Below are 13343 nucleotides of genomic sequence, written 5' to 3' on the forward strand. Positions count from 1 at the left end.
ATATGCCGTTACGGAAAGAGACGTACTATAAATCAAGTGCTATGTAGCCCGGGATAAGCCTGTCCTAAGTAAAGTAGGTCGGCAATCCTTTGGCGACAAACTGTCGGGAAGGGTCGTCCTGGCGCTCCAATCGCAAACGGTCATCCCAGGAGCGCTGGGATGACCCTTCCAATCGCAAACGGCCTGGCCGGGAGCGCCGGCCAGCCCCTTCCCAGGACGACCGTTTGCGATTGGGATGGGATTCCCGACCTACGATTCTATTTCGGCCCACAAAGGATAGAGTCCGCATGCTCGACGCTAGTGATCTTTACTGTCACGCCGGCTTGCTTTCCGCCGACTCGCTCCAGGCTTCCGCCTGGCGGGTCGCCAAACGGTAGCGGCGGTCCGCGGCGGAGAACAGGCCGCCGGTCATCATCAATAATCCGCCCAGCCAGATCCAGCGGATGAACGGCTTGTAATAGAGCCGCACGCTCCAGGCACCGGCATCCATCCGCTCGCCGAGAGCGACATACAGATCGCGGGTGAGGCCTGGATCGATGGCCGCTTCGGTCATGGTATTGCGCTGCACGCGGTAAATGCGCTTTTGCGGCCGGAGTTCGGCCGCCTCCCGGTCGCCCCGCTGCACGCGGAAATCGCCTTGCTGAGCGATGAAATTGGGGCCTTGCACCTCGGTCACGCCCTTGAACGTAAACGTGTAATCGCCCAGTGTCGAAGACTCGCCCGGTGCGAGCCGCACGATCTTTTCCTCGCTGTAGCGGTCGGACAGGACGACGCCGGTGAGAAATACCGCGATGCCGATATGGGCCAGGGTCATGCCGTACACGCTGCGGGACTGCGTCTTGAGGCCCTGAATCGCGGTTCCGCGCAGACGGACCCGGTTCCAGAGGCTTAACAGCGCGCTGGCCGCGAGCCAGAACGCCATGCCGAGTCCCGCCATGGTCTTGATGTCCTTGGCGTCCCAGAAAACCGCGGTGGAAACCACGCCCAGCACCAGGCTTCCGAGAAACACGTGGCGCACGCGCCGCCCGATCTTGCCGAGGTCGGCCTCGCGCCAGGCGAACATCGGTGCGATGCCGGCCAAAAGAAAAATGGGCGCCATCAACGGGCCGAACACGCTGGCGAAATACGGCGAACCGACCGAAATCTTGCCCAGCTGCAAGGCGTCAAGAATCAGGGGATAAAGCGTTCCCAGCAGAATACTCGCGGCGGCCGTGACCAGCAGGACATTGTTCAGCAGCAGAAGATTTTCCTTGGACACGAAGCCGTAGCGGACCCGGTCCTTGACCGTCGGCGCCCGGACCGCGTAAAGCAGCAACGAACTTCCGACCACGATGGCCAGGAAGACCAGGATGAACAGTCCTCGCGCCGGGTCCGAGGCGAAGGCGTGCACCGAGGTCAGGACGCCGGAACGGACCAGGAAGGTTCCGAGAAGGCTCAGCGAAAAGGCGAAGATGGCGAGCAGCACGGTCCAGGCCTTGAAAGCGCCGCGCTTTTCGGTGACCGCCAGCGAGTGGAGCAGGGCGGTCGCGACCAGCCAGGGCATGAACGAGGCGTTTTCCACCGGGTCCCAGAACCACCAGCCGCCCCAGCCGAGTTCGTAATAGGCCCACCAGGAACCGAGCACGATGCCGAAGGTCAGGAACACCCAGGCGATCAGGGTCCAGGGCCGCGACCAGCGTGCCCAGGCCGAATCCAGGGAACCGCCGAGCAGGGCCGCGATGGCGAAGCTGAACGCTACCGAGAGCCCGACGTAGCCCATGTACAGCATCGGCGGATGAACCGTCATGCCGATGTCCTGCAGCAAAGGATTGAGATCGTTGCCGTCGGCGGGCGGCGGGAAGTGGCGCTCGAAGGGATTGGAGGTCAGCAGAATGAACAGCAGGATGCCGACGCTGACCAGGCCCATGACACCTAAGACGCGCGCCAGGAATTCCTCGGACAGGCTGCGGCTGAAGATCGTCACCATCACCGTCCACAGCCCCATGATCAAAGCCCAGAGCAGCATCGAGCCCTCGTGGGCGCCCCAGGCGGCCGAAATGCGGTAATAAAGGGGCAGGGCGGTATTGGAGTTCCGCGCCACGTAGAGCACGGAAAAATCGTGGCTTACGAAACTCCCGATCAGGCAGAGGAAGGCCACGGCCAGAAAGAAGAACTGGGCGCGCCCGGCGGCGCGCCCCACCGCCATCCAGACCGGCACGCCACGGGCCGAGCCCAGCAGCGGAAACACGGACTGCAACAGCGCCATGAACAGCGCCATGATCAAGGCGATATGCCCCAGTTCCGCGATCATTTCTGGTAATCCTTATAACTGGTGGACACCTGCCCGCTTTGCTTCAGCGCGTCGGCGACTTCCGGCGGCATGTAGTTCTCGTCGTGCTTGGCGAGCACTTCGCTGGCCTCGAACACGCCTTCCGCGTTGATCTGCCCGACCGAGATGATGCCCTGACCCTCACGGAACAAATCGGGCAGGATTCCGGTGTAATGGATGGGAACCGTCGAGGTTCCGTCGGTGACCGAGAAGCGTACGGTCAAGCTGTCGGGTTCGCGCTGAACGCTGCCCTGAACCACCAGTCCGCCCACACGGAACGGGTAACCCTTGGGCGCTTCGCCGGCGGCGACCTGCGAAGGGGTATAGAAGTACAGCAGATTCTTCTGGAATGCGGTGAGCGCGAGAAAAGTCGCGATGCTGACCCCGATCAGAATCAGCCCGACCACGATCATGCGGCGGCGGCGCGGGGTCATGACCGTCTACCCTCCTGCTTCGCCCGGCGCGCGATGCTCTTCATCACCTCGGATTTCCGGCGTACCGCCCAGAAGAGATTGAGGCCCAAAACGACAAACATCAAACCGTAGGACGTCCACACATAAAAGCCGTAGCCGCCCATGGAAAAAAACTGTTGCCAATTCATGGAATCGATTGAAGCTCGTTAAGACTGTTAACCCGTTATTAAACCATATCGAGCCGATAATAAATGCTCGATTGAACCAAATCGTGAAAAACTAATGGAGCCGGACAGTTCTCAAGATGTCGATCGCTCGATCGGACCGCCTGAGGTCGGAACAGTTCCTTGGGAGTCGTTCGCCAAGGACATTCCGTTCTGCTTGAAAACGACCGCAGATTGTAGGGTGGGTTAGGCATGCACTGCCACAAACTATTTTATGCCGCGGGACTCTCCGCACGCCGTAACCCACCAGGCGAGGCCGCGGAACCGGTGGGTTACGGCGCGCCGAAACACCAGCGAACATTGCTGGCTCGGTGTAATTCCAAATCGCTTTCAATCAGGCATTAATTTTTGTAGGGTGGGTTAGGCCGCGAGGCCGTAACCCACCGAGCGACCTCGGACCTGTCCTGAGCCAAGTCGAAGGGTCGGTGGGTTACGCTCCGCTAACCCACCCTACGCCGGAATCGGAACTTGACGCCTCGACTGAATAGTTCCTTAGCCGGGTTTCTCGAAAGCCAGCACCAGATAGCGCAGCAGCCCCAGGTGGCTCGCCCATTCGGCGAACAGGGTCTCGATGATCGCCGACACCGTTTTCACCGACATGTCCTTGGCCAGCTTCCGCACGAAATCGTAGGTGGGCAGGGTGTTGGACGTAATGTCTTGTTCGTGCCGAACGATGAATCCGGTTTCCTCGGCCAGGCGGCGATAGTCCCGCAAGGTGCTGTGAAACTTGCAGCGCCCGTAAAAACCGGCCGAGGCCGGCCAGCGGGAAGCGACAGTCATGGCGGGGCGCAATAACGGTGTCGGGACGAAGTCCGACAAGGCCAACCGCCCGCCGGGTTTCAGCACCCGATACGCTTCCTCGAAAAACCTTTTCCGGCTCGGGAAATGGAAAATGCATTCAACTGCCAAAACGGTGTCGAAACTTTGGTCCGCAAACGGCAGGGTGCAGGCGTCGGCCTGAACCCAGTTCAAGACGTTCCCGGACCCGGCTGAGACGCGTTCGCTCGCGCGCCGCAGCTGCCGCCGATCGATATTCAGACCGGAAACGTCGATGTCCCGGAATCGCCCGTTGAGGCTTGCGACCGTGCCGCCGAAGCCGCAGCCCGCATCCAATATCCGCTGGCCGTCATCGACCTCGGCCGCCGTATAGACCAATTCGGTAAGCCGTTCGGCCGCTAGCGCGAAATCTTCCGGCGAGACATCCGCCTGCTTGGGGTCTGGCCAGTATCCCCAGTGGACATGACGTCCGAAAGCTTGATCGACGGCCGGATGGCCTCGATCCAGGAGATTCAAAAGGGCGTCGAAATAAGGGAGTTTGACCGGGCTGGACATGAGTTCTTGTGGAAACGGGATGGGACCGTATGCCTGTATACTACCAATCGGGCGGGCAAAAATGAAAAATCCGTCGTCGACACAGCTGTCGGCAAGGATTGCCGACCTACTTGTTCTAGCGATGCGGGCTTGGTAGGTCGGCAATCCTTTGCCGACACATGCGCTAGTTCCCAAGCTCCGGCTTGGGAACTAGCGGAAAGTTCTCTCTCACACCGACACCCATGAATCCCCAAGCTTCGGCCCTGGACAAATTTCTCGAGCAACACGCCGTCGAAAGCAAAGGCGATGTTCTGATTTTTCGCGCCATACCGGGAGACTATCTCCGGCGCTTGGACGGACACTCGATACTGTGCCAGCAAACTTACAAGCCGGAAGCAGATGCGCTAGTCAAGCTCGGCTTTAAAGTCGTCGCCGATCCCGATGCGCCGTCCGGTCTCTGCATCGTTTTTGCGACCAAGCACAAGGAAGAGACCCTTTACCACATGGCGCGGGCGGTTTCCCTGCTGAGCGAGGGCGGGACCCTCGTGGTTGCCGCCGCCAATGACCTGGGCGCGTCCTCGCTGGAAAAACGCTGCGCGGAACTGCTCGGCGTCGTTCGATCGTTCAGCAAGCATAAATGCCGGGTATTCTGCGGAACAAAGGAAACGGCCCGGCTCGACCAAGCGCTGCTGGCATCCTGGCTTGGCGCCGGCGAACTTCAGCCGATTCCGGGAACGGATCTGGTGAGCCGCCCCGGCGTATTCAGCTGGAACCGCATCGACCCCGGCTCGCGCCTGCTCGCCGAGTATCTGCCGGATGATCTGACGGGACGTGGCGCCGACCTCGGCGCCGGTTACGGCTATTTGAGCCGGATGCTGCTCGCTCGTTCTCGCTCCGTCGCCGAGCTGCACCTGTTCGAGGCCGAATGGAAAGCGCTGGAAGCTGCCCGGCGCAACCTCGCCGCGTTTGCCCACGGTGTTCAGCTACATTTCCATTGGCACGACGTCACTGCGGGGTTGCCCATCGACCGGCTCGATTTCGTCGTCATGAACCCGCCGTTTCACTCCGGCCGGGAGGCGGAGCCCGGCCTGGGCCAGGCATTCATCCGCGCGGCTCTGGCTTCCCTCAAGCCCGGCGGCCGTCTCTACGTCGTCGCCAATCGGCATTTGCCTTACGAAAAACTGGTTCGGACGTACGCCGAGCATGAAAAAACGCTAGCCGAAGCCGGCGGCTATAAAGTCATGGAAGTGCGGAAATAAGGGGGAGATGGACAATAAACTCGCTGCCTTTGCCGGGGCCTTCGCTTTTCGCCTCGATCCTTCCCTCATGCAGTTCCACGATTTTCCGAACGATGGTCAAGCCTAGGCCCAGCCCGCCTTGCGCGCGGTCCAGGGTACGTTGGCCTTGGGTGAAAATATCGAATAGATAGGGCAATAAGGTGCCGGGAATACCTTCTCCCGTATCGCGCACCGAGATCACCGCGTCGCCGTCGTCGCGGGTAACCGTCAGCCAGATTCGCCCTCCCTGCCGGGTGTACTTGGCCGCGTTGTTGAGCAGATTGGACACCACTTGGGTCAGGCGCACGGGATCGCCCTCGAGCGGCATCGGTTCATCGGGCATCGAAACGGACAATGTATGATGCTGGGCGTCGATATACGATTGGCTGGTCTCGATCGCCTGTCGTACGACCGTGGCGATATCCAGCGGAGTCTTGTGCAGGGTCAGCTTGCCCTGAACGATCCGCGACACATCCAGGAGGTCGTCGACCAGCCGAGCCAGGTGGTCCACCTGCCGGTCCACCATGTCGCGAGCCCAGAGTATCTTTGGATTGTCCAAGTCGAGCCTGCGCATGATCTGCACGGCATTGCGGATCGGAGCCAGAGGGTTCCTAAGCTCATGGCCGAGCATGGCGAGGAATTCGGTTTTCCGCTGGTCGGCTTCGCGGAGCATTTGCTCCGCTTTTTTGCGCTCGGTGATGTTCGTATGCGAAATCACCGCCGCTCCGGGCGGCGCTCCGAGCGGGGTGACTTGCATGACGAACCAGCGTTCCCGATCCGGGGCATGGCAGGGATACTCGATCGCGAAACTTTCCCGCTCGCCTTTCAGCACGCTCAGAATGCCGGTGTATGCCGTTAGGGCATCGTCCGAAACTCCGCCGGAACTGGTGCGGCACACCTTCAGATAATTCGCTCCGATATCCGTATTCGGGACCGGTGTTCCGGGTTGCGGACCGTTTTCGCGCGCGAAGCGCTGCCAGGCTTGGTTGACTGCCAGGATGTTTCCCTCCCGGTCGACTACGGCTACGTGCTCGAGCAGCGAGTCGAGTATGGCGCGATTCAGAGCTTCGCTGGCTTGCAGCGCTTCCTCGACGCGCCGGCGCTCGGTAATGTCGATGCCGATGCCGCCGACGAATTGGGTCCCCGCGGGATCTTCGAACGGAAACTTGAAAACCCACCAGCAGCGGCGTTCCCCGGTGGGATCGGGGGTTGTTTCAGTGGTCTCGACCGTCTTGCCGCTGATCAAGGCCTCCCTGTCGTTCTTTTGGAACTGCTCTGCAATCTCTCGCGGCCAAAGTTCGAAATCCGTTTTTCCGAGCCAATCCTGCGGTCGCACTCCGAGGCGGTCGTCACGAACCTTGCTCATGTACACATATCGTCCTTGCGTATCTTTCATCCAGGCTACGGCCGGACTATTGTCCATGAAAGCATGAAACCGCGTTTCGCTTTGCACGAAGTCCCGCACCAGCGGCGTAATATCGGCCAAGGCCGCGACAGCGCCGCGCGGGGAGCCGCCACTATCGAACAGCGGCGTTGCCCGGCCGGCGAGGTAGTGACGTTCGCCCGTGGGAAAAACGAACTCCAGCGAGGTTTCCTCGACCGGCTGATCTGCCGCGATCGCCCGGCGCAAGGTCGATTCGACGGGCGTGAGCGGAGCCTCGGTGCTGCGGATGGTTGATTCGGATGGGCGCCCTGCCGTCTCGCCGACATTCGATTCGGCAGCGACACCGGTGAAAGCCGCTGCGGCAGGATTGCCTCTTACAGTGCCGCAAGCGACGTCGTCGGCAATCCATACGGGTATCGGAACCGCATCGAACAGGACGGACAGTTCTTCGTTGCTTTGGCGCAGCGCCTCTTCGGCTTTCTTGCGCTCGGTGATGTCGCGGATGAAGCCGTGCGCGAGGATGCTGCCATCCGGTTCGAGTTTGGGCACGGCGCTTCCTTCGATCCAGATTTCGCCCCTGATCGGGTGTCGCACGCGCCATTCGGCTTGCCAATCGGACAGGGCGCGCGCCGATCCGGCGATCGTAGCGCGCAAGTATTCGAGATCGTCGGGATGAACCAGGGCGAAGGCGGGTTCCGCATCATCCGCTAAGTTCTCGGGCGGAATGCCGTAAATTTCCGTCCATCTGGGGCTGGCGTAGGGAAGGCAAATGGTGCCGTCGGGTTTGAATCGAAAGGAGCAAATGGCCAGCGGCACCGTGGCCACGATGTTGGCCAACTTTTCCTCCAGTTCGGATCGCCGTTTTTCGGTTTGCCGATGTTCGGCGATTTCGGTCCTGAGCTGAGCCTTTCGTTCAAGTACCTCATGCAGCGCCCGCCGTTCCATCGTTCGCAAACGCGCGACCACCAGACTCATCAGCGTGCCAACCGCCAACAACAACACTACGCGGAGTCTCTCCCTTTCTTCGACGATGAACAGCGAATCGACAGGTTCTTCCAAAAAGTAGGCCCCTACGGCGGCGCTTAACACGGTGGCAAGGAACCCGGCTCGAAACCCGCCTAGCCAAGTCGCGAACAGAACCGCGACCAGAAAAAGAAGCAGGGGAGGCGCCCCCCAGAAGATCGGCTGAAGAGTCTTTAATATCAGCATTACGGCGAACGTCGCCAATACCGCCAATACATAGCCGTTCAAAAAAAGGCGTTTAAGGTGACGCACCATCTTTCTACCGCTTTTCCTGCGGAATTTAACAAATTTATGAATCTTACCGCTCCGGGTTTCGAGTTGCCGGGAAATCCGACAGAAATTTCTCGACAATTATCTCGTCCGCATCCAGACATTCGTGGAGCGTACCCGTGCGTTCAACCTAGAAATGGCTGTTGGACGTGCCCGAGTGTGCGGCGGGCTGGCCGGATGGCGAGCCTGTCCAGAGCCCGAGTCGAAGGGTATGCCCAGAGCCCCGTCGAAGAAGCGCGAGACGGGGAGCGGTGCCGGCGCACAGCCGCGACCGGGTAGTCTCCCGCAACCAGGATCGGGTGCGTAGCGGCTCCCCTCAAACGTTGAGGAAGCTGAAAGCCGGAACACTCGGGATTCATGAGACTTTTTGAGTCGATCCGAGCGGTGAAAGGCGGTTTCCAAGTTCAAGAGTTTGAACAAAGGCGAAATCGCGTCTGAATATGGGCGTGCACTCTTTGCTCTGAGCGAACATGAGTGGAGACGCGTCGGGCAAATATATGAAGATCAACCGAAAACAGCAGGCTGTAGGCATATTGAAACGAATATTATCAAGGACAGCGCGCAGCGCTTGAACTGGTAGAACAACGTACGTGGAGGCGAGCCGCGCGCATAGGAGCCGCGGACGCCCGCCCCGGACGGGCGGGCTGGCTGAGGCCACAGGGAAGTGTACTTGCGGTGCCCTGGAACGGACTACCCGGTTCATCCCCCATGCGTGGGGGTGAGCGGCGGGCGTAGGAGCCGCGAACGCCCGCCCCGGATGGGCGGGCTGGCTGAGGCCACAGGGAAGTGTACTTGCGGTGCCCTGGAACGGACTACCAGGTTCATCCCCACGTATGTGGGGAACAGGGTTGTCGGCGGCGGGGCCTTTGCGGTGTCGTCGGTTCATCCCCACGTATGTGGGGAACAGCCGAAAACGGCCACGCCGATAGATTTTGGGCGCGGTTCATCCCCACGTATGTGGGGAACAGGCGGAGGTGTGACATGGGCGGCATCCTTGGCGCGGTTCATCCCCACGTATGTGGGGAACAGGTGATAAACATCCATGGGGGAAACGGATTGGACGGTTCATCCCCACGTATGTGGGGAACAGCGGAATATCCGGCATGCGGACACGTTGCCCCCCGGTTCATCCCCACGTATGTGGGGAACAGCACCTCGCGCCCGGCCAGCGGAGACCAATCGGCGGTTCATCCCCACGTACGTGGGGAACAGAGGACAATTAAGCGTAGTCTGCGCAGCCAGCGCGGTTCATCCCCACGTACGTGGGGAACAGGACCACGAAGAGGGGATGTCTATCCGCGACTACGGTTCATCCCCACGTACGTGGGGAACAGCCCCCCCTAACTTCTAGCCCGTTTCCACCTAACGGTTCATCCCCACGTACGTGGGGAACAGTCAAGGATCGGTGGTTTTGGGCCGACGCTCTTCGGTTCATCCCCACGTACGTGGGGAACAGGGCCGACCTTTGCAAGCTGGCGCAATACAATCCGGTTCATCCCCACGTACGTGGGGAACAGTTGGTATTCGAGATGAGAGCCCTTGGAATACGCCGGTTCATCCCCACGTACGTGGGGAACAGCCCTTTTGCGGTCCATCCTCCGTCTAGCGCTTCGGTTCATCCCCACGTACGTGGGGAACAGGTACTCAATACGCCACTCCACGTGAACCGTGCGCGGTTCATCCCCACGTACGTGGGGAACAGGTTTACAGCGAAGCTGTCAGGATTCGGTATTGCGGTTCATCCCCACGTACGTGGGGAACAGGGGTGCGCCGTAATCGTCGACGATACCCTTGCTGGTTCATCCCCACGTACGTGGGGAACAGTGGTGGGTCGCCCGGCCGGAGCTTCGGGAACGCGGTTCATCCCCACGTACGTGGGGAACAGTTGCGGCTGTTGCGGTAGCGCAACCAGCCGAGCGGTTCATCCCCACGTACGTGGGGAACAGAGCTAAAAACTGTTCTGGCCTCCCCTTGCCGTGCGGTTCATCCCCACGTACGTGGGGAACAGGCCGAACACATCCGGCGAGCCATTGACGAGTACGGTTCATCCCCACGTACGTGGGGAACAGCGTTGCAATCACGTAGGTCAGCGAGTCATAGCCGGTTCATCCCCACGTACGTGGGGAACAGAATTCCTCGAAAACGTCGGTGATTTCTCCCGCCGGTTCATCCCCACGTACGTGGGGAACAGGTGTCCTGGACATAGTTGATCGTTGCGAATGCCGGTTCATCCCCACGTACGTGGGGAACAGGTGCGTGGTGGACGACACAACGCCGGGGTTAGCGGTTCATCCCCACGTACGTGGGGAACAGGTTCCACCGCCAAACAGCCCCTCAAACAGCGGCGGTTCATCCCCACGTACGTGGGGAACAGACGGTTGATCTCTTCCAAGGCGAATACATGGGCGGTTCATCCCCACGTACGTGGGGAACAGCGTAATGTTCCTGATGGGTGACCACGTGAGCCCGGTTCATCCCCACGTACGTGGGGAACAGGCTCCACTGCGACGGATCGGAACGGTCCAGCGCGGTTCATCCCCACGTACGTGGGGAACAGTCGTGGCTCGCACCGTCACGGTATCGTTTGCGCGGTTCATCCCCACGTACGTGGGGAACAGCGGCGTTCCGTACAGGGCGATGATCCGGCCGTCCGGTTCATCCCCACGTACGTGGGGAACAGATTACGAAAAGGCCCACGATATTAGGTCCAAGCGGTTCATCCCCACGTACGTGGGGAACAGAACTATACGCCAGACGGCGCTGGTGGCTGTCGGGGTTCATCCCCACGTACGTGGGGAACAGGAAACTAAATTCGCAAAAAAATTTCTTTCGCGCCGGTTCATCCCCACGTACGTGGGGAACAGAACGAAAGCATAAAGGACATTCCGCTAGAGGTCGGTTCATCCCCACGTACGTGGGGAACAGGAGGCGATGATAAATGAACCAGAATTTACGCCCGGTTCATCCCCACGTACGTGGGGAACAGTTCGGCGACCAGCGCCGGCGCAATCGCCCAGGCGGTTCATCCCCACGTACGTGGGGAACAGGTGCGCCAGGTTCGATACGCTCCCGGCAGTGTCGGTTCATCCCCACGTACGTGGGGAACAGGGTCTTTCTGGCTTGGTCGCGCGGGCCAGCAACGGTTCATCCCCACGTACGTGGGGAACAGAGCGTGCAGCGCGACAGGGGTGCGCGGAGATACGGTTCATCCCCACGTACGTGGGGAACAGAAAACGAAATGCCGTGGTATCGGTCCATGCGCCGGTTCATCCCCACGTACGTGGGGAACAGGCCGAGGATGATTTGTTCTATGTCGAATGCGTTCGGTTCATCCCCACGTACGTGGGGAACAGGTTCCGGATTCTGAAATCCGGTTCTTTGATGGCGGTTCATCCCCACGTACGTGGGGAACAGAGGGGTTACTCCACGGATTACTTTATCTTTTTCGGTTCATCCCCACGTACGTGGGGAACAGTCGGCGAATATGCGGGCGATCAGCTCAATACGCGGTTCATCCCCACGTACGTGGGGAACAGCCCCCCCCCGCTTTACCGAGCCGCTAGCGGCCGGTTCATCCCCACGTACGTGGGGAACAGTTTACGACTGTGAACATTTCTAAGGGGAAACGCGGTTCATCCCCACGTACGTGGGGAACAGTACGTTTCTCTTTCCGGTTTTGGGTGTTACGGCGGTTCATCCCCACGTACGTGGGGAACAGGGGCTTTTTCTGCAATTCGAATATCAAGCCCGCGGTTCATCCCCACGTACGTGGGGAACAGATCAAACACCCCGGCACGAGGCCGCGCCCGTTCGGTTCATCCCCACGTACGTGGGGAACAGTTGCACGTGCTCTTTCGTCGGGTAGATATTGTCGGTTCATCCCCACGTACGTGGGGAACAGATGCAGCCATGACCGACAAGCAGTATTTCGTCCGGTTCATCCCCACGTACGTGGGGAACAGTTTGAAACGGGCGCGGCTCAGGGAAACTATCGCGGTTCATCCCCACGTACGTGGGGAACAGGGGCTTGAGCACTATTTGACCATCCTCACCGCCGGTTCATCCCCACGTACGTGGGGAACAGGGAATCCATCCGATGGATGCGGACTCTTCGCTGGGTTCATCCCCACGTACGTGGGGAACAGGGCATAAATGACCGGGAATTTCCGAGAGATAACGGTTCATCCCCACGTACGTGGGGAACAGATCTGGCCTGTATAAGGGTCCGCAAATGAATACGGTTCATCCCCACGTACGTGGGGAACAGCCCGCCGTGGTCCTCATCAAAGGCGCGTCGCGCGGTTCATCCCCACGTACGTGGGGAACAGGCCCGCAAATCCCGGCGGGTGGTGTAGGGTTTCGGTTCATCCCCACGTACGTGGGGAACAGCATTTCAGAACTTTGGGCCGAAACTCGGCGGTCGGTTCATCCCCACGTACGTGGGGAACAGCCCGGCGCCGGTGCGGTCCGTTTATCGAGCGCCGGTTCATCCCCACGTACGTGGGGAACAGCAGCGCCCGCGGCGTAAGGGGTATTGTTCGGGCGGTTCATCCCCACGTACGTGGGGAACAGAAAATTGACGTTCTCGTAATACTCAATCGTCTCGGTTCATCCCCACGTACGTGGGGAACAGTTGTTGGCCTTCGCTTTTTCCAGTCGCTTATGCGGTTCATCCCCACGTACGTGGGGAACAGTCCTACGGTTTTGTCCACAAAACTGTCTCTATCCGGTTCATCCCCACGTACGTGGGGAACAGCTCGGGCCAACCCCGAGGCTAGATTAGTTAAACGGTTCATCCCCACGTACGTGGGGAACAGACGTGCCGCCATGTTGCGCCCCGCCATATCGCCCGGTTCATCCCCACGTACGTGGGGAACAGCCTGTGCGGGACTGGCTGCCCCCTCCACGGGCCGGTTCATCCCCACGTACGTGGGGAACAGATGCAACCTGGGAATACAAATGGTTCGGCGATCGGTTCATCCCCACGTACGTGGGGAACAGTTCCCGAACCGTAGCCTGTCCTCAAGAATCCCCGGTTCATCCCCACGTACGTGGGGAACAGCGTGTCTAGCCAAAGGGCACACTCTTGTCACACGGTTCATCCCCACGTACGTGGGGAACAGGTTCTGAGGG

Annotated in this window: 6 protein-coding genes and 1 CRISPR repeat array (1 of these 7 cut by a window edge); of the genes, 1 reads left to right on the forward strand and 5 read right to left on the reverse strand. The window is 60.0% G+C overall.

Going from position 1 to position 13343, the window contains the following annotated elements; translation table 11 throughout:
- Positions 1–313: 313 nt before the first annotated feature.
- The 4 genes from ACWJJK_RS02395 to ACWJJK_RS02410 all read right to left on the reverse strand — a co-directional run bounded on the left by ACWJJK_RS02395 (position 314) and on the right by ACWJJK_RS02410 (position 4277).
- Positions 314–2290, reverse strand: a complete 1977-nt coding sequence (locus ACWJJK_RS02395; protein ID WP_086133612.1) for a heme lyase CcmF/NrfE family subunit — start codon at positions 2288–2290, stop codon at positions 314–316.
- Positions 2287–2742: a cytochrome c maturation protein CcmE gene (ccmE, locus tag ACWJJK_RS02400; protein WP_086133611.1), complete on the reverse strand. Its 456-nt coding sequence runs from the start codon at positions 2740–2742 to the stop codon at positions 2287–2289. The genes ACWJJK_RS02395 and ccmE overlap by 4 nt, the downstream gene beginning before the upstream one ends.
- Positions 2739–2909: a heme exporter protein CcmD gene (gene ccmD / locus ACWJJK_RS02405; RefSeq protein ID WP_077732806.1), complete on the reverse strand. Its 171-nt coding sequence runs from the start codon at positions 2907–2909 to the stop codon at positions 2739–2741. Before ccmD ends, ccmE begins: the two co-directional genes overlap by 4 nt.
- 528 nt (positions 2910–3437) lie before the next feature.
- Positions 3438–4277: a class I SAM-dependent methyltransferase gene (locus ACWJJK_RS02410; protein ID WP_086133610.1), complete on the reverse strand. Its 840-nt coding sequence runs from the start codon at positions 4275–4277 to the stop codon at positions 3438–3440.
- A 221-nt stretch (positions 4278–4498) separates the two neighbouring features.
- On the opposite strand from ACWJJK_RS02410, the gene ACWJJK_RS02415 reads away from it, so the two are divergent.
- A complete protein-coding gene (locus ACWJJK_RS02415; RefSeq protein WP_086133609.1) occupies positions 4499–5515 on the forward strand; it encodes a class I SAM-dependent methyltransferase in 1017 nt (338 codons plus the stop codon).
- Here ACWJJK_RS02415 and ACWJJK_RS02420 read toward each other — a convergent pair.
- Positions 5496–8195 (reverse strand): PAS domain-containing protein, encoded by a 2700-nt coding sequence (locus ACWJJK_RS02420; RefSeq protein ID WP_156880816.1) that lies wholly within the window; start codon positions 8193–8195, stop codon positions 5496–5498. The two genes, ACWJJK_RS02415 and ACWJJK_RS02420, sit on opposite strands and share 20 nt — an antisense overlap.
- A gap of 832 nt (positions 8196–9027) precedes the next feature.
- Positions 9028–13343: a CRISPR direct-repeat array (repeat unit 29 nt; unit sequence CGGTTCATCCCCACGTACGTGGGGAACAG) (it continues 724 nt past the right edge of the window).

This window comes from Methylocaldum gracile (assembly GCF_053646815.1).

Bases quoted from the DNA above. Each gene is read 5' to 3' on its own strand.
- ACWJJK_RS02395 (WP_086133612.1), bottom strand. From the start codon at position 2,290: ATGATCGCGGAACTGGGGCATATCGCCTTGATCATGGCGCTGTTCATG.
- ccmE (WP_086133611.1), bottom strand. From the start codon at position 2,742: ATGACCCCGCGCCGCCGCCGCATGATCGTGGTCGGGCTGATTCTGATC.
- ccmD (WP_077732806.1), bottom strand. From the start codon at position 2,909: ATGAATTGGCAACAGTTTTTTTCCATGGGCGGCTACGGCTTTTATGTG.
- ACWJJK_RS02410 (WP_086133610.1), bottom strand. From the start codon at position 4,277: ATGTCCAGCCCGGTCAAACTCCCTTATTTCGACGCCCTTTTGAATCTC.
- ACWJJK_RS02415 (WP_086133609.1), top strand. From the start codon at position 4,499: ATGAATCCCCAAGCTTCGGCCCTGGACAAATTTCTCGAGCAACACGCC.
- ACWJJK_RS02420 (WP_156880816.1), bottom strand. From the start codon at position 8,195: ATGGTGCGTCACCTTAAACGCCTTTTTTTGAACGGCTATGTATTGGCG.